The organism is Halorubrum rutilum, assembly GCF_024494565.1.
The window spans coordinates 154,426-175,647 of record NZ_JANHDN010000003.1 but is presented as its reverse complement, the minus strand read 5'-3'; the positions used below and the strand labels follow the sequence as shown (position 1 = coordinate 175,647).

Annotated in this window: 18 protein-coding genes and 1 tRNA gene; 11 read left to right on the top strand and 8 right to left on the bottom strand. The window is 70.7% G+C overall.

The features are described 5' to 3' along the window. Nucleotides 1-42 precede the first annotated feature (42 nt). Nucleotides 43-429, bottom strand: a complete 387-nt coding sequence (locus NO900_RS07490; protein ID WP_256408600.1) for a CBS domain-containing protein — start codon at nt 427-429, stop codon at nt 43-45. Between the two features lie 116 nt (nt 430-545). Beyond that, on the bottom strand, nt 546-1,343 hold the full coding sequence (dph5, locus tag NO900_RS07485; RefSeq protein ID WP_256408599.1) for a diphthine synthase: 798 nt from the start codon (nt 1,341-1,343) through the stop codon (nt 546-548). Nucleotides 1,344-1,514: 171 nt separating this feature from the next. On the opposite strand from dph5, the gene NO900_RS07480 reads away from it, so the two are divergent. The 3 genes from NO900_RS07480 (at nt 1,515) to lrpA1 (ending at nt 4,930) form a co-directional block, all read left to right on the top strand. Next, nucleotides 1,515-3,410: a 2-oxoacid:acceptor oxidoreductase subunit alpha gene (locus NO900_RS07480; protein ID WP_256408598.1), complete on the top strand. Its 1,896-nt coding sequence runs from the start codon at nt 1,515-1,517 to the stop codon at nt 3,408-3,410. Between the two features lie 3 nt (nt 3,411-3,413). Continuing rightward, nucleotides 3,414-4,352, top strand: coding sequence for a thiamine pyrophosphate-dependent enzyme (locus NO900_RS07475; protein ID WP_256408597.1), 939 nt, complete (start codon nt 3,414-3,416; stop codon nt 4,350-4,352). A 149-nt stretch (nt 4,353-4,501) separates the two neighbouring features. Continuing rightward, the gene (gene lrpA1, locus NO900_RS07470) at nt 4,502-4,930 is read left to right on the top strand and encodes an HTH-type transcriptional regulator LrpA1 (RefSeq protein WP_256408596.1); all 429 of its coding nucleotides are present in this window, start codon (nt 4,502-4,504) and stop codon (nt 4,928-4,930) included. Nucleotides 4,931-4,967: 37 nt separating this feature from the next. Here lrpA1 and NO900_RS07465 read toward each other — a convergent pair whose 3' ends face one another. The 3 genes from NO900_RS07465 to ileS form a co-directional block, all read right to left on the bottom strand. Continuing rightward, complete coding sequence (locus tag NO900_RS07465) at nt 4,968-5,462, bottom strand: hypothetical protein (RefSeq protein WP_256408595.1); 495 nt, start codon at nt 5,460-5,462, stop codon at nt 4,968-4,970. 63 nt (nt 5,463-5,525) lie between these two features. Further along, complete coding sequence (locus NO900_RS07460; protein ID WP_256408594.1) at nt 5,526-5,996, bottom strand: GNAT family N-acetyltransferase; 471 nt, start codon at nt 5,994-5,996, stop codon at nt 5,526-5,528. 147 nt (nt 5,997-6,143) lie between these two features. Next, a complete protein-coding gene (gene ileS, locus NO900_RS07455; protein ID WP_256408593.1) occupies nt 6,144-9,296 on the bottom strand; it encodes an isoleucine--tRNA ligase in 3,153 nt (1,050 codons plus the stop codon). A gap of 107 nt (nt 9,297-9,403) precedes the next feature. On the opposite strand from ileS, the gene NO900_RS07450 reads away from it, so the two are divergent. After that, nucleotides 9,404-9,682: a hypothetical protein gene (locus NO900_RS07450; RefSeq protein ID WP_256408592.1), complete on the top strand. Its 279-nt coding sequence runs from the start codon at nt 9,404-9,406 to the stop codon at nt 9,680-9,682. Between the two features lie 39 nt (nt 9,683-9,721). On the opposite strand, the gene NO900_RS07445 is transcribed toward NO900_RS07450, so the two are convergent. Further along, a complete protein-coding gene (locus NO900_RS07445; protein ID WP_256408591.1) occupies nt 9,722-10,933 on the bottom strand; it encodes an iron-containing alcohol dehydrogenase family protein in 1,212 nt (403 codons plus the stop codon). A gap of 173 nt (nt 10,934-11,106) precedes the next feature. Between NO900_RS07445 and NO900_RS07440 the strand changes: the two genes are divergently transcribed. The 5 genes from NO900_RS07440 (at nt 11,107) to NO900_RS07420 (ending at nt 19,158) form a co-directional block, all read left to right on the top strand. Next, nucleotides 11,107-12,102, top strand: a complete 996-nt coding sequence (locus tag NO900_RS07440) for a hypothetical protein (RefSeq protein ID WP_256408590.1) — start codon at nt 11,107-11,109, stop codon at nt 12,100-12,102. Nucleotides 12,103-12,178: 76 nt separating this feature from the next. Then, a complete protein-coding gene (gene gyrB, locus NO900_RS07435) occupies nt 12,179-14,116 on the top strand; it encodes a DNA topoisomerase (ATP-hydrolyzing) subunit B (RefSeq protein WP_256408589.1) in 1,938 nt (645 codons plus the stop codon). After that, nucleotides 14,113-16,620 carry a DNA gyrase subunit A gene (gyrA, locus tag NO900_RS07430; RefSeq protein WP_256408588.1) on the top strand — a complete coding sequence of 836 codons (2,508 nt, stop codon included), beginning with the start codon at nt 14,113-14,115 and terminating at the stop codon, nt 16,618-16,620. The genes gyrB and gyrA overlap by 4 nt, the downstream gene beginning before the upstream one ends. 63 nt (nt 16,621-16,683) lie before the next feature. Next, entirely contained in the window at nt 16,684-17,070 is a 387-nt protein-coding gene (locus tag NO900_RS07425) for a hypothetical protein (RefSeq protein WP_256408587.1), read from the top strand. 51 nt (nt 17,071-17,121) lie between these two features. Next, nucleotides 17,122-19,158, top strand: coding sequence for an AMP-binding protein (locus NO900_RS07420; RefSeq protein WP_256408586.1), 2,037 nt, complete (start codon nt 17,122-17,124; stop codon nt 19,156-19,158). Nucleotides 19,159-19,185: 27 nt separating this feature from the next. Here NO900_RS07420 and NO900_RS07415 read toward each other — a convergent pair whose 3' ends face one another. Beyond that, the gene (locus tag NO900_RS07415) at nt 19,186-19,656 is read right to left on the bottom strand and encodes a redoxin domain-containing protein (protein ID WP_256408585.1); all 471 of its coding nucleotides are present in this window, start codon (nt 19,654-19,656) and stop codon (nt 19,186-19,188) included. Between the two features lie 213 nt (nt 19,657-19,869). Here NO900_RS07415 and NO900_RS07410 point away from each other — a divergent pair, with 213 nt between their 5' ends. After that, complete coding sequence (locus tag NO900_RS07410) at nt 19,870-20,166, top strand: Sec-independent protein translocase subunit TatA/TatB (RefSeq protein WP_256408584.1); 297 nt, start codon at nt 19,870-19,872, stop codon at nt 20,164-20,166. 54 nt (nt 20,167-20,220) lie between these two features. Further along, nucleotides 20,221-20,293: transfer RNA gene (locus NO900_RS07405), tRNA-Arg, on the top strand. A gap of 221 nt (nt 20,294-20,514) precedes the next feature. On the opposite strand, the gene NO900_RS07400 is transcribed toward NO900_RS07405, so the two are convergent. Beyond that, complete coding sequence (locus NO900_RS07400) at nt 20,515-21,219, bottom strand: DUF1405 domain-containing protein (RefSeq protein ID WP_256408583.1); 705 nt, start codon at nt 21,217-21,219, stop codon at nt 20,515-20,517. Between the last annotated feature and the right edge of the window lie 3 nt (nt 21,220-21,222).

Sequence of the window (21,222 nt, the reverse complement as noted above, 5' to 3'; positions counted from 1 at the left end):
ACTTCTGATTACTCTTCCGGTGTGCGGTCCCGCCGGCCGCCTTCACCGCCGATCCGAGAGGTACGACGTCAGGTCGGTCGTCGACAGCATCCCGACGAGCTCGCCGTCCCCGGCGACCACCGGCAGGTGCGTGTACCCCCGGTCGGTCGGCTCCGCGAGCTCCTCGACGGAGTCGTCGGGCGAGACGGTGACCACGTCCGTCGTCATGAACGCCTCGACGGGCGTCTCGTCGTCCGGGTCGTTCCGGCGGACGAGCGAGACGAAGTCGGTCGCGGTGATCAGCCCCGCCAGGCGCCCGTCGTCGTCGACGACGACGATCGAGCTCACTCCCGTCTCCAGCATGCGTCTCGCCGCGTCCGCGGCGGCCGCTCCCGGGGCGATCGTGACGAGGTCGGTGGACATCAGCCGCTCGACGGGCACGTCTGTCATGGACTGTGGTAACGCGGGACGGGGATATCAAACGACCGGTCGTGGGCCCCGGGCGACCCGCGGCGCGCTCACCTACCGGGGCGTTCATCCACCGGGGCGCTCACCCACCGGCGCGCTCACTCCTCGACGAGCTCCGCGGGCGCCCCGGCGAGCCCGGCGAGCGCGTCGGCCTCCACGTGGTGGAGGTCGCCGGGGATCACGAGGAGGTGCAGGGGGTCGCCGAACTCCCGATCGGCGAGCGCGCTCAGCCGGTCGGCGGCGACCACCGGGTCGGGCGAGCCCGCCCGGGCGACGACGACGGCCAGCTCGTCGCGCCAGCCGTCGGCGAGCAGGCCGGCCGCGACGTCGGCGGTCATGTACTCCTCGTGGTCCGGGTCGGGCCCGGTCGGACCGGTGCCGACCTTGATGTCGAGGTAGACGAGGGTGTGAAGCCCGCGCCCCCGGTTCGCCTCGACCGTCTCGACCACGCTCTCCGGCACGTCGCCGCCGCCGTGGGCGTACGGGAACGGGAGCGTCGTCGCCTTCCCGAACCGGTAGTTCTGGAGCCCGGTGAGGCTCGACGCGGCCGACTGCGCGGTCACACCGTGGATCACGCGCGTGTCGATCCCGCGGTCCTCGGCGCGCAGCCGGAGGTCCGCGTGCGTCGTCGAGATCATCGTGTCGCCGGCGGTACAGAAGGCGACGTCGCCGTCGGCGGCGGCCGCGAGGACCGGCTCCGGGTCCCGCTCGACCCCCTCGCGGTCCCGGACCTCGACCTCCACGCCGTGGTGCGCCGCCAGCTCGTCGACGTCGGCGCCGACCAGCCGGCTGGTGTAGAACTCGGCGAAGACGCGGTCCGCGGCGCGCAGCGCCTCGCGCCCCTCGACGGTGACCGACCGCTCGTCGTAGAGCCCGAGCCCGATGAACGTGAGCATACGCGCCGTCGGTCGGGCGGCGGCTAAAAGGGCGCGGAACGGCGATCCCCGCGCCCGTCCCCCGCTCGCCTAAAGATCTTTAATGATTGTTCCTTGTGATTCCATAGCAAGCCCTAAGAGGTAACCACCACAACCACAGCGCACGAGGCCCTCACGGGCTACCATACCACTATGACTGACGACGAACTCATCTGGCGGATATCGGGGGGATCCGGCGACGGGATCGCTTCGACCAGCCAGAACTTCGCAAAGGCCTTGATGCGATCGGGGCTCAACGTGTTCACGCATCGCCACTACCCGTCCCGCATCCGCGGCGGCCACACCTACACCGAGGTCCGCGCCTCGGCGGACCCGGTGAGCTCCCGCGGTGACGGCTACAACTTCCTGCTGGCGCTCGGCGACTCCTTCGCCCGGAACCCCCAGGAGGAGGCCGTCTACGGGAACGAGGAGATCAAACCGCTCTCGGAGAACCTCGACGAGCTCCGCGAGGGCGGCGTCATCGTCTACGACGAGGGGCTCCTCGACGCCTCCGAGATCCCGAACTTCGAGGAGCGCGCCGAGGAGAACGACTGGCACGTGTACTCCCTCGACCTCCGCGGGCTCGCCCGCGACATGGGTCGCGAGGTCATGCGCAACACCGCCGGCGTCGGCGCCACCTGCGCGATCACCGGCATGGACCTCGACCACGTCCAGGACCTCATGCGCGACGCGATGCCGGAGAAGATCCTCGACCCCAACCTGGAGATCCTCCAGACCGCCTACGACCAGGTGCGGGAGGAGTACGACGTCGACGCGCCCGACGTGAGCGTCCCGACGGGCGAACACGACGAGACGCAGCTGCTCATGTCCGGGTCGGACGCAATCTCCTACGGCGCCATCGACGAGGGCTGCCGGTTCATCGCCGGCTACCCGATGACGCCGTGGACCGAGGTGTTCACCATCATGACGAAGAACCTGCCGAAGCTCGGCGGGATCTCCGAGCAGGTCGAAGACGAGATCGCGGCCGCCGCGCTCGCGGTCGGCGCCTCGCACGCCGGCGTGAAGGCCATGTCCGGCTCCTCCGGCGGCGGGTTCGCCCTGATGTCCGAGCCCCTCGGGCTTGCGGAGATGACGGAGACGCCCGTCGTCCTCGTCGAGGCCATGCGCGCCGGCCCCTCGACCGGGATGCCGACCAAGCCGGAGCAGTCCGACCTCGAACACGTCCTCTACACCTCGCAGGGCGACTCCCAGCGCGTCGTCTTAGCGCCCGGGACCGTCGAGGAGGCGTACGAGCAGTCCCGGATCGCCTTCCGGCTGGCCTACGAGTACCAGATCCCGTCGATCCTCCTGTACGACCAGAAGCTCGGCGGCGAGATGACGAACGTCCCCAAGAGCCACTTCGACCGCGAGCCGAACCCGTCGCTCGGGAAGACCCTGAGCGAGGACGCGCTCGCCGACGAGCCGCACTCTGAGGACGGGAAGTTCCACCGCTTCCAGCACGACGTGGAGGACGGCGTCTCCCCGCGGTCGATCCCCGGTCAGAAGGGCGGTCGCTTCCTCGCGACCGGCAACGAGCACGACCCGACCGGCCACATCGCCGAGTCGCCCGACAACCGCGTCGCGCAGATCGACCGGCGGACCCAGAAGCTGGAGGCGATCCGCGCCGACCTCGACACCGTCGACACCGGCTCGTACGCCGGTCCCGACGACGCGCAGTACGGCATCCTCACCTTCGGGAGCCAGCAGGGCACCGTCGAGGAGGCCGTCGACCGCCTCAACGACGCCGGGATCTCGGTGAAGTCGTACGGCGTCTCCGACATGGCGCCGTTCCCGACCGTGCAGGTGGCGGCGTTCATCGAGAGCGTCGACGAGGTCCTGGTCGTCGAGATGACCGCCTCGGGACAGTTCCGCGGGCTCGTCCAGAAGCACCTCGGCCGCTACGGCGAGCGCCTGTCGAGCCTGCTGAAGTACAACGGGAACCCGTTCGAGCCGGCCGAGATCGTCGACGGGTTCGAGGCCGCGATCGTCGAGGGCGACGGCGACGCGTCCGGCCATCAGACGACCTTCGTCCCCGCCGCAGGTGATTAACCAATGAGCACGTTTTCAGCCATCGGAGAGGAGCGAGAGATCGACCGCGACGAGTACACCCCCGGCGTCGAGCCGCAGCCGACCTGGTGTCCGGGCTGCGGTGACTTCAGCGTCCTGAAGGCGCTCAAGCAGGCGCTCCCCGAGGTCGGGCGCACGCCCGAGGAGACCCTGCTGTGCACCGGGATCGGCTGTTCGGGCAAGCTGAACAGCTACCTCGACACGTACGGCTTCCACACGATCCACGGGCGCTCGCTGCCCGTGGCCCGCGCCGCGAAGCTCGCGAACCCCGACCTCGAAGTGATCGCCGCCGGCGGCGACGGCGACGGCTACGGGATCGGCGGGAACCACTTCCTCCACACGGCCCGGGAGAACCACGACATGACGTACATCGTCTTCAACAACGAGATCTTCGGGCTCACGAAGGGCCAGACCTCGCCCACCAGCCCGAAGGGCCACACGTCGAAGACGCAGCCGTCCGGCAGCGCCAAGGAGCCGCTCAAGCCGCTCTCGCTGTCGCTGAACGCCGGCGCCTCCTACGTCGCCCGCACGGCCGCGGTCAACCCGAACCAGGCGAAGGAGATCATCGTCGAGGCGATCGAGCACGACGGCTTCGCGCACGTCGACTTCCTCACTCAGTGCCCGACCTGGAACAAGGACGCGCGCCAGTACGTCCCGTACATCGACGTCAACGAGTCCGACGACTACGAGTTCGACCCGACGGACCGTGTCGAGGCCGCGGAGATGATGCGCGAGACCGAGGAGTCGCTGTACGAGGGGAAGGTCCTCACCGGCCGCTACTACGTCGACGAGGACCGCCCGTCCTACGGCGAGGAGAAGCAGGCGATCGGCGAGATGCCCGACGAGCCGCTGGCCGAGCGCTACTGGGACGACGGGTACGAGTGGGAGCGCTCCCACGACATGTTCCTCGACAAGCACGCCTGACGGTTCGGAGCGCACGCCCGAACCCCCCGGAAACGACCGCGACGCGGCCGTCACCCGGGATCGCCCGCCGATCCCGCCGCGGTTCGTCGTCCGTTCGTCTCGTTTTTCGGTTCGCAAGGTATTTTTTCCGTGGTGACAAAGAGAGGCGTATGAGCACGGTATCGACGGAGGAACGGATCCTGTCGGTGTTAGAGGAGGACGCGCAGGCCTCCTGCGCGGAGATCGCCGAGCGCGCCGACGTCTCGAAGCCGACGGTGCGGAAGTACATCGACCGCCTCGAAGAGCGGGGCGTGATCGTGGGGTACTCGGCGGAGATCGACCCGAAGAAGCTCTCGTCGCAGTCGATCGCCATGGTCGGGATGGACGTGGACTCCGGGCAGTACGTGGAGGCGACCCGGGAACTGAAAGAGCTCGACGAGGTGCAGGCGCTGTACACCTCCTCCGGCGACCACATGCTGATGGCGGAGGTCCGCGCCGGCGACGGCGACGAGCTCGGCGACGTCATCTCCGAGAAGCTGCTGGCGATCGACGGCGTCACGGCCGCGCACCCCTCGTTCCTGCAGGAACGCCTGAAGTGAGCGCGGAGCGGTTCCCCGGCTCGGCGGCGTCTCCTTCCTACCGGTAAGCGAGCGCGATCAGGAGTCCGGCCACCGCGGCGACGCCCAGCGCCGCGGCGGCGATCGCCGACTCGCTCGCGCCCAGCAGGACCCCCGCGAGCGGGAGGCACAGCAGCGCGCCGGTCAACATCGCGGCGCCGCCGAGCCGACGCGCGCGCTCCCGGCTCACGTCCGGCGTCGTCAGGAGCTCGCGCCGGTCGCGGTAGCGCACGAGCCACCCGAGGACGACGGTTCCGAGGGCCGCGACGCCGAGCGCGCCGGCGGCGACGAGCCGGTCGGGCAGCTCCAGGCGGATCGCGGCCGCGAGCCCGAGCAGGAACGCGCCGGTGCCAGCGAGCACGGCGGCGTTGGCTCGCGCGCCGGTGTCGTCGCCGTCGTCGACCCCGTAGAGCCGCCGGAGCCGGCTCCCGGACGGGAGGCTGGCGAGGGCGACGATCGCGAGCGCGGCGCCGAGCGCGACGAGGAGGGCGGGGGCGGAGTCGGCGGGGACCATGGTCCGTCGACCGGGCGTGCGTTCCCCGGTCACTTAGTCTCACCCCGCGCCGGCGCCTCCGGGCTACCGGAGCTCGTCCGCGTCGACGACGACGATCGACTCGTCGCCGGCGGGACCGCGGCGGGTGCCGCGGGGGCTGAACCCGTGCGCGGCGAAGAACTCCTGGGCGCCCGGGCTGTCGGCCGGGACGCTCGCCCGGAGCGTGTCGACGCCGCGGCCGGTCACCGACGACGCGACGCGCGCGAGCAGCTCGTCGGCGACCCCCTCGCCCGCGTGGCTCGGGTGGACCCACAGCGCGAGCAGCTCCGCCTCCGACCCCTCGGCGTCGGGGTGCGCGATGGCGACGCCGACGGGACCGTCGTCGTCCTCCATCAGGAACGACCACTCCGCCTCCGCGGCGGCCTCGCGGACGCCGGCGGCGGACACGTCCAGAAGAGGGGATCCGATGTCGTCGAAGACGGTCGCCTCGCGGGCCCGCGAGACCGCCGTCCGCAGCGTCTCCGCGTCGTCGGGCCGCGCCGCCCGGACATGCATGTTCGACCGTGAGTAAAGAACGCACCTATAGGTTTCGGGATGGGAATTGTTCGCACAGTAACGACCGGATCCCGGCGGGAGCGGAACCCGGCTCGGATGCGGCCCGTCCCGGCGACGTCGGTCGCCGACGCGACCGGACCGAGCGCCCTACGCGACCGGCTCGACTCCGATCGTGACGACGACGTCCTCGACCTCCCACGCCTCGACGAGGCCGCCCTCGGCGTCGGCGGCGTCGCTCGGGTCGTCGAGCCACGCGTCGGCGCGCACCTCGCCGGCGATCAGGTCGGCGTGCTCCTCGACGAAGCCGGCGATCCGGTCGTCGTCGACGCCGACGCCGACGCGGATCCGCGCCTCGACGTCGAGGTCGAGCTCCTTGCGCATCTCCTGGATCCGGCGGATCACGTCGCGGGCGTACCCCTCCGACTCGATCTCGGGAGTGAGCGAGGTGTCGACGTAGACGGTGCCGCCGTCGAAGTCGACGCCGGAGACGTTCTCGGGGGGTTCGGCGACGTACTCGACCATCCCCTCGTCGAGCTCGACCGGCTCGCCGTCGACGGTCACCTCGCCGCCCTCGACCGCGGCGCGGGTCGCGCCCCGGACCGCCTCCATCACCTTCTGCGCGTCGCCGCCGAAGGCGGGGCCGATCTCGGCCATCTGCGGCTCCGCGGTCTCGACCAGCTCGTCGAACGCGTCGGTGACGGTCACCTCGCGGGCGTTGACGCGCTCGCCGATCAGGTCGGCGAGGCGCTCGACCGCGGCGGTCACGGTCTCGTCGTCGCTCTCGACCACGACGCGCGGCACGGGCCACCGGAGCTTGCGCCCGGCCTGCTGGCGGGCGTTCGCGGCGGCCTCCTCGACGTCGCGGAGGACGGCCACGTCGCGCTCTAGCTCCGGGTCGCGGAGCCCGTCGTCGGGCTCGGGGTACCCCAGCTGGTGGACGGTCGTCGCCGAGCCGTCGAGCGTCTGGTACATGCGCTCGGTCATGTACGGCGCGATCGGCGCGAGCAGCCTGACCACCTCGTCGAGGACGGTCGCGAGCGTCGCGTAGGCGCCGCGCTTCGAGGCGGAGTCGGCCTCCTCCCACATCCGGTCGCGGACGGCCTTCACGTAGAACCGCGAGACGTCCTGCGTGACGAACTCGATCACGGCGTTGACCGCGTCGCTGACGCGGTAGTCGGCCCACGCCTCCGTCACCTCGGTCTCGACCGACTGGAGCCGGGAGAGCACCCACTCGTCGACGAGCTCCGGCTCGCCGTCAGAGAGGTCGGCCTCCGCGGGGTCGTAGCCGTCCAGACCCATGTACTCCAGCGGGAAGCGGAACACGTTCCAGAGGATGTTGAGCTTCCCCTGGAGCTCGGCGAGGCCGTCCCACTCGAACGCGAGGTCGACCCCCTGCTGGTCGTGGCTGAGGAGGTAGGTGCGGAGCGGGTCGCGGCCGGCGCGCTCGATCGCCTCCTCGGGCGTGACGATGTTGCCGACCGACTTCGACATCTTCCGGCCGTCCTCGTCGTTGGCGAAGCCGTGCATCAGCACCTCCTCGTAGGGGATCTCGCCGACGGCGGCGGTCCCCATACCGAGCTGCGACCAGAACCACCCGCGGGTCTGGTCGTGCGCCTCGACGATCAGGTCGGCGGGCCACAGCTCCTCGTGGGCGTCCGTCTCGCTCGGGTAGCCGAGCGTGCCCCACGTGGCGACGGAGGAGTCGAGCCACACGTCGAACACGTCGTCGACGCGGCGGTAGGTCGTCCCGTCCTCGACGATCGTGAGGTCGTCGACGGCGGGGCGGTGGAGGTCGATCGAGTCGGGGTCGATGTCCTCCTCGACGCGGTCGGCGAGCTCCTCGCGGGTGCCGATCACGATCATGTCATCGTCGAGGCTCCCGGCCTCCGCGTCTTCCGGGACCCAGATCGGGATCGGGACGCCCCAGTAGCGCTGGCGGGAGACGTTCCAGTCGGGGGCGTCCTCGATGAAGTCGCGGAACCGGTTGTCGCGGGCCCACTGGGGATGCCACTCGGACTCCTCCATGTTGTCGAGGAGGTCCTCCTTGACGTCCGTGATCGAGATGAACCACTGGTCGGTGACCAGCTGGATGATCCCGGTGTCGCAGCGCCAGCAGTGGCCGTAGCTGTGGTCGACCGTGCCGTGCGCGAGCATGTGGCCGTCGGCGACGAGGTCCTCGACGATGTCGTCGTTGGCGTCGCGCACGAACTGGCCGGCGTACTCGCCGGCCGCGTCGGTGAACTCGCCGTTCGGCGCGACCGGACAGAAGATATCCAGCCCGAGCTCCGTGCCCCGCTCGAAGTCCTCCTCCCCGTGACCCGGCGCGGAGTGAACGAGTCCGGTGCGGTCGGCCTCCACGTAGTCGGCGGCGTACACCTCACCGGCGCCCTCGAAGTCGGGGTACTCGGCCACGCGGTCGGCGAGCGGGTGGTCGTACGCCCATCCGACCAGCTCGTCGCCCGTCAGCTCGGCCTCGACCTCGTACGACTCGTAGCGCCCCTCACCGAGCACGTCCTCGACGCACTCGGCGGCGACGTACAGCAGCTCCTCCTCGCCGTCCTTCTCGGCGCGGACGGCGTCGTACGCGAGCTCCTCGTCGACGGCGACGAAGGTGTTCGCGGGGATCGTCCACGGCGTCGTCGTCCAGATGACGAGGCTCCCCTTGCGGTCCGAGAGGGGGAACTTCACGTAGATCGAGGGGTCCTCCACGTCCTCGTACTCGACCTCGTTGTTGGCGAGCCCGGTCTCGCAGCGCGGGCACTGCGAGATGGAGCGCTTCCCCTGCTCGACGAGCCCGTTGTCGGCGACGTTGGAGAACGCCCACCACGCCGCCTCCATGTACTCCGGCGAGATCGTCTCGTACGGGTCCTCCCAGTCCATCCACACGCCGATCGACTGGAAGTCCTCGTCCATCGCCGCGCGGTTCTCCAGGGCGAACTCCTTGCATTTCCGGATGAACGCCTCCATCCCGTACTCCTCGATGTCCCGCTTGTTCTCGAAGCCGAGCTCCTCCTCGACTTTCACCTCGATCGGGAGCCCGTGCATGTCGTACCCCGGGCGGTCGGTGACGCGGTGACCGGTCATCCGCTTGTGCCGGATGATCGCGTCCTTCAGCGTCTTGTTCCACGCCGTGCCGAGGTGCATCTGTCCGGAGGTGTACGGCGGCCCGTCCACGAAGAAGAAGGGCGGGTCGTCGGCGTGCGCCTCTTTCGCCGCCTCGTAGGCGTCCGCGTCGTTCCAGTACTCGTCGACCGCCGACTCGACGTCCGCGGGCGCGTACTGGTCGTCGATATCGTCCATATCCGTTGGTCTGCGCGCGCGTATTTGAATACGGCGGAGTCGTGGGAACGGTTCAGCGGCGGCGGAACGAGACAAGACACTTGGGCCGCGAACGGAATCGTCTCGACATGCCGATCCCACGGACCCCGCGCGAGAACCCCGGATACGCGCTCCTCGGCGGCCCGGCGCTCGGCGTCGTCGGGTTCCTCGTCGGCGCGCAGCTCGCCGGCACGGCCGCCGGCGCCGCCTCGGCCGTCGCGGCGTACGCCCTCGGCTGGGCGCTCGCGGCGCGGCGGTCCGAGCGAGAGCCGCGGCCGTCGGCGTCGGACTCGGACGACGAGCGAGACCGACGCGATCGGGAGGCCGAGGCGCGGAAGGGGAGCTACGGCGGGAGCGGCGGCGGATAGCGGGGCGGCGGGTCGGCCACCGCGCCCGCCCGGGCGCCGCTACCAGGCCGCGCGCAACACGCCCTCGATCGCCTCGGGCGTCGCGTCGAGACCCTCGGGCGCGCGGTCCATACACCAGTCGTCGACGACGTACTCGGCGATCGCCGGGAGGTCGCTCTCGTCGGTCGCCGGGACGTCGCGGAGGCGATCCGGGACCGGCAGCGCGTCGCGGACCGCGGCGACGGCCTCGACGACGTCCTCCGCGATCGCGTCGTCGTCGCGGCCGTCGACGTCGACGCCGAGCCCGGCCGCGAGCGCCCGGCGGCTCGCGTCGACCTCGTCGAAGAGGTACGCGAGGACGTGCGGGGCGACGACCGCGTGGACGTCCCCCTGCTGGAAGTCGTAGCGCCGCGCGAACCCGTGACCGAACGCGTGGATCACCGATATCCTGCGGTCGAGCTGGACGAGCAGCGCGCCGACCACGGCCCGGTCCATCGCGGCCTCGTTCCCGGGCCGGTCCCCCGCAGCCCGGGGCAGCGCGTCGGCGAGCAGCCGGAGGCCGTGGACCGCGCTCGCGTCGCTCACCGGGGTCGCGTCGCTCGCGTACGGCGTCTCGATCCCCTTGTCGAAGCCGTTCATCGCCGACCCCGCGAGCGCCGACCGCGGCGTTGTCTCGAACAGCGCCGGGTCGGCGAGGTCGACGACCGGCATCGGCCCGTCGCCGCTGACGGTCACCGGCTGGCCGGTCGGCGACTCGTCGGCCGGGAGCACCTCCAGCGAGCCGCCGGTCGAGAGGTCCGCGCCGGCGAACGTCGTCGGGATCGCGACGACCGGGAGCGTCGGGTCGCTCCCGGGCGCGAGCGAGCCGAGCGCCTCCGGTCCCGCCGCCGCGTCGGCGCGGAGGTCGGCGAGGTCGCGGCCGTCGACGTCGAGGATCGCCGCCTGCCGGGCGGTGTCGAGGCTGCTCCCGCCGCCGACGGCGACGAGGGCGTCCGCGCCGACCTCGGCCCGCCTGTCGAGGAGGTCGTACGCGGTCTCGACGCGCTTGTCGGGGGTCGTCCCGTCGAAGACGCCGGCGAGCCGGTCGCCAAGCCCCTCGCGGATCGGGTCCATCAGGTCGTCGTTGGCGCCGACGTTGGAGCCGCAGACGACGAGCGCGTCGCCGAGCCCCCGGTCGGCGAGGACCGACCGTAGCCCGCTCGCGCGACCGCGTCCGTACAGGATCTCACAGCCCCGGTAGTCGTGTTCGAAGGCGTCCGCGATCGGTAGCATCGGGAGGCGGTACGGCCGGCGGCCGCTTGTAGCTGTGGGAGTCCCGGGGCCGCCGAGCCGGTCGGCGTCGCGGGCGCGTCACTGGCGCGCCGCGACCCGCGGTCCGACGCCGACTCCCAAAGAGCCAACCCGACGCGGGCCGGAGCTCCGATCCGCCCGCCTGACTCCCCACCATGCGACCGTTCCCACCGCTCCCCGACCTCGACGAGACGGACGCGCCAGACGGACTCCTCGACGGCCACCTCTGGCTCCTCGAACTGATCGACGGGACGGGCCTCCGCTTCTCGATGGACGAGTCCGGGCTCCTCCGGTTCGGCGGTCCGGCGACCGCGTACGACGGCCCGGACGCCGTCCCGCTCGCGCTCCGCCCCGCGGTCCGGCACGTCCGCGACCGCTTCGACCGGGAGGCGCTCCGGCGGGCCGTCGCCGACCCCGCCGGCGTGACGTTCCTCGGCGTCGCGACCCACCGCCGCGGGACCGACTACGACTGGGACCGGATCCCGCCGTTCCTCGGGACCGACGTGTGGGCGGGGGACGACGCGCCGGAGGCGGACGCGACCGACGGGGCGTTCCGCCCGCCGGACGCCGCCGCGGCGATATTCGAGGGGGTCGGACTCGACCCGGTCAACGCGGTGGCGCGCGAGGTGAACGCCCGCGACTTCGACCCCGACGAGTACGCGGTCCCGGCGTCGGCGTGGCGCGACGGGCCGGCCGCGGGCGTCGTCGTCCGGAACAAGCGCGGCGGGCGCGGACGGATCGAGAGGGGGACGGGCTGCGAAGCGGCCCGCGGGGAGGGCCGCGATCCGGCCGACGCCGGGGCGGACGGCTCGGCCGACCCCGACGAGCTCGCCGCGACCCACGCCCGGCCGGAGCGGTTCGAGCGGGTCGCCGCCGCCCTCGACCGGCGCGGGGAGCCGGCGACGGTCGACGCCCTCGCGGACCGGACGGTCGAGGCGGTCGCCAGGGAGACCGCGCTCGGGTTCGGGAGCGGGGCGTCCGGCCCGGACGGGGTCGACGTCGATCGGTTCCGGGCGTCGCGTCGCCGAGCGCGCGCGGGCGTTCCTCGACGGTCGCCCGGAGGAGGCGTCAGGCGGTCGCTCGGAGGGAGCGTCCGGCGGTCGGAACGGCGCGGAGTAGCCCCCGGTCGCCCCACCGGAGGCGGCCCGTGATCGCCGCGCGCCTCTCACGCCCGCGTGCGCGTGCGTCGGGTTTATAACCCGGCACGAACTAATTCCGTCAAGTTCTATGTCAGAGCAGAGCGAGTACGGAGCCGGCCAGATCCAGGTCCTCGAGGGCCTGCAGGCCGTCCGTAAACGTCCGGCGATGTATATCGGGTCCACGGACGGTCGGGGGTTACACCATCTCGTCTACGAGGTCGTCGACAACTCCATCGACGAGGCGCTCGCGGGCCACTGCGACGAGATCGCCGTCACGATCCACGGGGACGGCTCCGTCAGCGTCAGCGACGACGGGCGCGGGATCCCGGTCGACACCCACGAGAAGTACGACCGGCCGGCGCTCGAAGTGATCATGACCGTCCTCCACGCCGGCGGGAAGTTCGACTCGAAGTCCTACCAGGTCTCCGGCGGGCTCCACGGCGTCGGCGTCAGCGTCGTCAACGCGCTCTCCGAGCGGCTGGAGGTCGAGGTGAAACGCGACGGCGGCGTCTACCGCCACGAGTTCGCCCGCGGCGAGCCGGTCGAGGGCGGGTTCGAGCGCGTCCGCGACATGGCGGCGGACGAGTCGACCGGGACGTACATCCGCTTCTGGCCGGACGGCGACATCTTCGAGACGGAGGACTTCGAGTTCTCCACGCTCGCCAGTCGCCTCCGGGAGCTGGCGTTCCTCAACTCCGGCGTCGCGATCACGCTCGCCGACGAGCGAGACGCCGACGCCGCCGACGACGCGGGCGACGAGCGGACGTTCCGCTACGACGGCGGGATCCGCGAGTTCGTCGGCTACCTCAACGAGACGCGGACGCCCATCCACGAGGAGGTCATCTACTTCGAGGACGAGGACGAGGACATCCACGTCGAGGTCGCGATGCAGGCGACCGAGGAGCTGCAGGGCTCCGTCCACGCGTTCGCGAACAACATCAACACCCGCGAGGGCGGCACCCACCTCACCGGGTTCAAGACCGCGCTCACCCGGACCGTCAACGACTACGCCAACGAGCACGGGCTCGTCGACGACCTCGACGCGAACCTCAAGGGCGAGGACGTGCGCGAGGGGCTCACGGCCGTCATCTCGGTGAAACACCCCGACCCGCAGTTCGAGGGGCAGACGAAGACGAAGCTCGGCAACAGCGAGGTCCGCGGCATCGTCGAGTCCGCGACCCACGAGAAGCTCGGCACCTTCTTCGAGGAGAACCCCGACACCGCCCGGAAGGTCGTCCACAAGGCCGCGGAGGCAGCGCGGGCGCGCAAGGCCGCGAAGAAGGCCGAGGAGCTTACCCGCCGCAAGTCCGCGCTGGAGTCGACGGCGCTGCCCGGCAAGCTCGCCGACTGCCAGACGCGCGACCCCGCCGAAGCGGAGCTGTTCGTGGTGGAGGGCGACAGCGCCGGCGGCTCGGCGAAGCAGGGACGGAACCGCGAGAATCAGGCGATACTGCCCCTGAAGGGAAAGATCCTCAACGTCGAGAAACACCGGCTCGACCGCATCTTAGAGAACGACGAGATCCGCGCGCTGATCACCGCGATCGGCGCGGGGATCGGGGAAGAATTCGATATCGAGGATGTACGATACAATAGGATAATCCTCATGACGGACGCCGACGTCGACGGAGCCCACATCAGGACGCTCCTCCTCACGCTCCTCTACCGCCACATGAAGCCGCTCCTGGAGGCCGGCTACGTCTACGCGGCCCAGCCGCCCCTCTACCGCGTCCGCTACCGCGGCGAGACGTACGACGCGATGACCGAGGCGGAGCGCGACCGGATCGTCGAGGAGAAGTGCGACGGGAACCCCGACCAGGTCCAGCGGTTCAAGGGCCTCGGCGAGATGAACCCCGACCAGCTGTGGGACACGACGATGGACCCCGAAAACCGGATCCTCAAGCAGATCACGATCGACGACGCCGCCGCGGCCGACCGCATGTTCAACGTGCTGATGGGCGACGCGGTCGAGCCGCGCAAGCAGTTCATCAAGGAGCACGCGACCGAAGCGGAGTGGGTGGACATATGAGCTCGGACGTCCCCGACGTCGACCCCGGCGACGTGCGCGCCGCGCAGGTGACGAACGCCCGCATCGAGGACGAGATGGAGCAGTCGTACATCGACTACGCGATGTCGGTTATCGCGGGCCGGGCGCTCCCCGACGTGCGCGACGGGCTCAAACCCGTCCACCGGCGCATCCTCTACGCGATGCACGAGGCGGGCGTCACGAGCAGCTCCTCGCACCGGAAGTCCTCCTCCATCGTCGGCGAGACGATGGGCGACTACCACCCGCACGGCGACAGCGCCATCTACGACACGCTCGCGCGGATGGCCCAGGACTTCTCGATGCGGTATCCCCTCGTCGACGGGCAGGGGAACTTCGGCTCCGTCGACGGCGACCCGCCGGCCGCGATGCGGTACACGGAGGCCCGGATGGCCCCCATCGCCGAGGAGCTGCTGGCGGACATCGAGCGCGACACGGTCGACTTCTCCGCCAACTACGACGACCGCTTGGAGGAGCCGGAGGTGTTGCCCGCGGCGGTGCCGCACCTCCTCGTCAACGGCTCCTCCGGGATCGCGGTGGGGATGTCGACCAACATCCCGCCGCACAACCTCGGCGAGGTCGTCGACGCGACGGTCGAGCTGATCGAGAACCCCGACGCGACGGTCGAGGACCTGATGGAGCACGTCAAGGGACCGGACTTCCCGACCGGCGCGAACATCGTCGGCCGGAACGCGGTCCACGAGGCGTACAAGACCGGTCGCGGCCGCGTCCGCGTCCGTGCCGAGTTCGAGGTCATGGAGGAGGAGGGCCGGATCGTCGTCTCGGAGCTCCCCTTCCAGCAGAACAAGTCGCGGCTCGTCGAGCGCATCGCCGAGGACGTGAACGAGGGCGCGATCGAGGGGATCCGCGACCTCCGCGACGAGTCCGACCGCGACGGGATGCGCATCGTGATCGAGCTCAAGCGCGACGCGATGGCGGAAGTGGTGAAGAACCAGCTGTTGGAGAGCCACCTCGAACGCACCTTCGGCGTCATCAACCTCGCCCTGGTCGACGGCTCGCCGCAGGTGTTGGACCTGAAGGAGACGCTCCGTCACTACGTCGAGCACCGCCGCGAGGTGGTGCGCCGGCGCTCCGAGCACGAGCTCGACGAGCGGAAGGAGCGCGCGCACATCCTCGAAGGGCGCCTGAAGGCGCTCGAACAGGTCGACGACGTGGTCGAGACCATCCAGAACTCCGACGACCGCGACGCCGCGAAGGCGGCGCTGGAGGCCGAGTACGAGTTCAGCGAGGCGCAGGCGGCCCACATCGTCCGGATGCAGCTCGGGTCGCTCACCTCGATGGAGACCCAGGAGATCGAGTCGGAGTACGAGGACGTCACCGCCCGGATCGAGCGGCTGGAGACGGTCCTCGCCGACCCCGACGAGCTCGACGCCGTGATCGTCGACGAGCTGAACGAGATGAAGGCGGAGTACGGCGACCAGCGCCGCACGAGCTTCATCGAGGACGCCGGCAACGTGACCCACGAGGACCTGATCCCCGAGGAGGAGCAGGTCGTCGTGATGAGCGAAGACGACTACATCAAGCGGATGCCCCTCGACACCTTCCGGGCCCAGAACCGCGGCGGCAAGGGGATCATCGGCACCGGCCTGAAGGAGGGCGACCGCGTCTCCTCCGTCTTCGCCGCCAACTCCCACGACTACCTGCTCGTGTTCACCAACCGCGGACAGATCTACGAGCTGAAGACGTACGAGATCCCGGAGATGTCCCGGACCGCCCGCGGGAAGTCGGCGGTCAACCTCCTCGACCTCGACGACGGCGAGGAGATCGAGGCCGTCGTCAACACGGACGACCTCGACGACGACGAGTTCCTCACGATGGTCACCCGCGACGGGTACATCAAGCGGACCGCCGTCGACGAGTTCGGCAACATCAGGTCGACGGGGATCCGCGCGATCCGGCTGGAGGACGGCGACGAGCTGGTCGACGTCGAGGTGACCGACGGCGAGCGCGACATCGTCATCGGGAGCCGCAACGGGATGGCGATCCGCTTCGACGAGTCGGAGGCGCGGGCGATGGGCCGGACGGCCCGCGGCGTGATCGGGATCGACCTCCGCGAGGGCGACGCGGTCGCCGGCGTCGCCGCCGTCGACGACGACTACCACAACTGGGTGCTCACCGTCACGGAGAACGGCTACGGGAAGCGCTCCGACCTCGACGAGTACCGCCTCCAGTCCCGCAACGGGAAGGGGCTGATCGACATCAAGACCGGCGACCGCAACGGCGAGGCCGTCGCCATCGAGGCGGTCACCCACGGCGATCACCTGGTCGCGATGAGCGACGACGGCCAGATCATGCGGACGCGCGTCGAGGAGATCTCCACGGTGAGCCGCAACACGAAGGGGGTCATCGTGATGAACTTAGAGCCGGACGACGCGGTCGCCTCCGTCGACATCGTGCCCGAGGCGGCGTACGCGGACGCCGACGAGGGAGCCGACGACGCGGACGACGACCCGGTCGACGCCGAGTAGGCGCGCCGGTCCCGGCGGCCCGCGTGTGCGGGGTTCAAGGGTCTCGGCCCCGACCGCTCCTCCGTGCACCGACGCGAACTCCTCACGGCGACGGTCGCGACCGCGACCGCGGTCGGCGCCGCCGGCTGCCTCGGCCTCGGCGGGACCGATCCCGGCCGGCTCGACCTGACGGTCCGGAACGACGGCGACGACCCGGTCGACGTCGACGTGGTCGTCGAGGGCGACGACGGGACGACGTACGAGGAGACGTCCGACCGCGTCGACGCCGGGGTCGCCCGCGCGTTCGAGGTCGTCGTCGGCGAGACCGGCCGGCACGAGGCCGTCGTGACCGGCGCCGACTGGGAGGGGCGACTCGCGTGGGACGCGGGCGTCTGCGCCCTCTACGACGGGACGGTCGCCGTCGACGGCGAGAGCGTCGAGGTCGCGGGCGAGTGCGTGGACCCGCGGTAGGGAAACGTTCAGGAAAGTTACTTACGGTCACCGCGGGAACGACCGGACGAGATGGACGAGTACGAGGGGACGGACGAGGTCGTACACGAGCCGAGCGAGGCGTTCGCCGAGTCGACGAACGTCGCCGCGTTCATGCGCGAGTACGACGTCGACGACTACGAGGCGCTGATCGAGCGCACTACCTCGGAGGTCCCGGGCGAGCCGGCGTCCGGCGTCGACTGGTTCTGGGACGAGATCACCGACTACCTCGACATCGACTTCTACACCGACTACGACGCCGTTCGAGACGACAGCGACGGCCCGCAGTTCACCGACTGGTACCCCGGCGGCGAGATCAACGTCGCGCACAACGTCGTCGACAGACACGCCGCCGTCGACTCGCCGAACCGGAACCGGGTCGCGCTGATCTGGGAGGGCGAGCCCGGCGACGTGCGGGAGGTCACCTTCCACGAGCTGGCCCGACAGACGAACCGCGTCGCGAACTATCTCGACTCCGTCGGCGTCGAGGCCGGAGACACCGTCGCGCTGTACATGCCGATGGTGCCCGATGTCGTCTCAATCCTCTACGGCTGCCTGAAGGTCGGCGCGATCGCGGTCCCGATCTTCTCCGGGTTCGGCACGGAGGCGACGGCGACCCGGATCGCCGACGCCGAGCCGTCGGTCCTCTTCACCGGCGACGGCTTCTACCGCCGGGGCGACGAGGTCCGGCTGAAGGCGACCGCGGACGAGGCGGTCGCGAACGCGGGCCACGTCGAGGAGGTGGTTGTGTACGACCGACTGGGAGCGACGCCGGCGAGCGACGGAGCCGGCGAGCCCGACGCCGTCGGCTCGGACCCCATCCCGTGGCATCCCGACCGCGACCGGACGTGGGACGAGGCGATCGCGTCGCGGTCGACCGACTACGAGACGAAGCGACTCCCGAGCGACCAGGAGTCCATGCTGCTGTACTCCTCGGGGACCACCGGCGAGCCGAAGGGGATCGTCCACACCCACGCGGGCGTCCTCACGCAGTGCGCGAAGGAGATCCACTTCGGCTTCGACCAGAAGCCCGCGGACCGGTTCTTCTGGGTCTCCGACATCGGCTGGATGATGGGCCCGTGGACGCTGATCGGCAACCACGCGTTCGGGGGGACGGTGGTGATGTACGAGGGCGCGCCGGACCACCCGGAGCCCGACCGGTTCTGGGAGCTGATCGACCGGCACTCGATCACGCAGTTCGGCATCTCGCCGACCGCGATCCGGGCGCTCCGCAAACACGGGGACGAGTGGGTCGAGGGCCACGACCTCTCCTCGCTCCGGATCCTCGGCTCGACCGGCGAGCCGTGGGACCCCGAGTCGTGGCGCTGGTTCCACGACGCGGTCGGCGGCGGGGAGTGCCCCGTAATCAACATCTCCGGCGGCACCGAGATCTGCGGCTGCTTCCTGATGTCGATGCCGAACCGACCCCTGAAACCCTGCACGCTCGGCGGCCCCGGGCTCGGGATGGACGTCGACATCGTCGACGAGGGCGGCGAGTCGGTGCGGGAGGCCGGCGAGCGCGGCTACCTCGTCGCCCGCGACTCCTGTCCCTCGATGACGAAGTCGCTGTGGTCCGGCGACGAGCGCTACCTAGAGGAGTACTGGTCGACGTGGGAGGACCTCTGGGACCACGGCGACTTCGCGCAGAAGGACGACGACGGGTTCTGGTTCCTCCACGGCCGCGCCGACGACGCGCTCAACGTCGCCGGGCGGAAGGTGGGGCCGGCCGAGATCGAGGGCGTCCTCATCGATCACGACGCCGTCAATCAGGCGGCCGCGGTCGGCGTCCCCGACGACACCACCGGCACCGCGGTCGTCGCGTACGTCGTGCTCGAACCGGGCGTCGAGCCGAGCGACGACCTCCGCGAGGAGCTGCGTGCCCTCGTGGGCGAGGAGCACGGGAAGCCGTTCCGGCCGCGCGAGCTGCTGTTCGTCGACGCGTTCCCGAAGACGCAGTCCGGGAAGATCATCCGGCGCGCGATCGAGTCGGTGTACAGGGGCGAGGACCCCGGCGACCTCTCCTCGATGGAGAACCCGGAGGCGCTGGAGGACCTCCGCGACGCGGCCTGACGGTCGCCGTTCCCGGCGCTTCGGACGCTACTCGGCCGCCTCGGCGACCGCGTCGGCCAGCGCGTCGTAGTCCGGCTCCCGTCCCGCATTGTCCGCGAGCCACCGATAGGTCACGACCCCGCCGCCGTCGATCACGAACACCGCGCGCTGCGCGACGGTGTCGACGCCGTAGCCGTCGAAGTCCTCGATCACGTCGTACGCCTCGATCGCGCGGTGGTCGGGGTCGGCGACGAGCGCGAACGGGAGCTCGTACTGCGTCCGGTAGGCCGCGAGCGCGTGCGGGAGGTCGGTGCTCACGCCGAACAGCGTGCAGGCGCTCCGGTCGAACCCGTCGCGGAGCGCCTCCATCTCATCGGTGCAGGTGTTCGAGAAGGCGGCCGGGAAGAAGGCGAGCACCACGGGCCCGTCGCCGAGATGCTCGGCCAGCCGGAACGGTTCGATGTCGTCGTCCACGAGCGAGGCGGTGAAGTCGGGGGCGTCGTCGCCGACGGCTGTCATACCCATCGCTTGCGCCGCGGCCGTATCACGGTTTCGCCGTCCGCCGGCCGCGCTTTCGGCCGGGTCGCGTTCCCGGGACGGTCGCGCATCCGGCACGGTCGCGGTTCCCGGGACGGCCGCGGTTCCCGGCGCGTTGCCCGCTCAGCGGCGATCCGAGGCTCGTCTACCGAGGCAAAAAGACTATAATCGCAAGAGGGTTACTGCCGGACAGAGATGGTAACTGCGATTCCACTGATCGGCGGCATCCCGGCGGGCCCGGAGCTCCTCATTATCCTGCTCGTCCTGGTCCTCCTGTTCGGAGCGAACAAGATCCCGAAGCTCGCTCGCTCGACCGGCCAGGCGATGGGCGAGTTCAAGAAGGGCCGCGAGGAGGTCGAGGACGAGCTGAAGCAGATGCAGGGCGAGGACGACTCGTCGGTCGACGCGGATTCGACCGTCGACGCGGACTCGACGCTCGACGACGACGAGGAGTTCGAGGACCTCGAAACCGACAAAGAGACCAGCGCGTAGACCGACCCCGCGGCGCCGACCGATCCCCGCTTCGACGTCTTCTCCGCCCGCATTGGGCGCGTGGCCTAGCGGACAGGGCGAGAGGTTCCTAACCTCTCGATCGCGGGTTCAAATCCCGCCGCGCCCGCTACCTGCGAACGAAGTGAGCAGTAGCGGCGCAAGCGGGATTTGAATCCTATCAGTCGCGCACAGCGAGAGAAGCGAGCGAGCACGTCTGATTCCGGTTCGAATCCCGTCGCGCCCGTTCCTTCGCTTCGCTCAGTCACGGGCGCGACCGGCTCCACGCTCGCTCACTTCGTTCGCTCGCGTGGATCCCGCCGCGCCCTCGCACTCGTTCACAAGGCCCGCTCACTCGTCTTCGCCCAGTCGCGGAAACGACCGCCACGCGAGCCACACGGCGAGCAGGGCGATCGCGAGCGTCGAGCCCGCCAGCAGCGGTCCGGGCTCGTATAAGAGGGGCGGGTGGTAGCCGAGCCCGTAGTCGAGGGCGACGTTGCCGACGGCGAGCGCGAGCGCCAGCGCCAGCGCCCCCCGGGTCGTCCGACCGAACGCGGGGAACAGCAGCGCGAGGCCGACGAACAGCAGGTGCGTGCCGAGCACCCCCCAGTAGTAGATCCACGCGTCGGGAGCGGCGACGTACTGCGAGACCGCGAGGTTCAGCGAGACCAGCGGCCAGAGGCCGAACGTGACCAGCCAGACGAACGCGAGGGTCTGGAGGTACGCCAGCGGTCGCGACGCGGGCGCCTCGTCGACGACGCTCCCGCCGGCCCGGACCGTCGGGACGAGCGCCGCGAGGGCGGCCCCGCCGAGCGCGACCGCGACCGCCGAGTCCGCGTACAGCGGCCACAGCGGAACCGGTACGTCGCCCGCGGTCGGCGCGTAGTAGCCGACCCCCACCGCGAACATGAACGCGACGAACGCGAGCACGACGCCGAGGCTCCGGGGCGTGCCGAGCAGCTCCTCGGCGATCGCGGCGCGGACCCGCCGGCGGACGGCCGACCGCCGGAGGCGCCCGAGCGCGCGCCGAACCGGAGCGTCGTCTGAGCGTGCCACGGC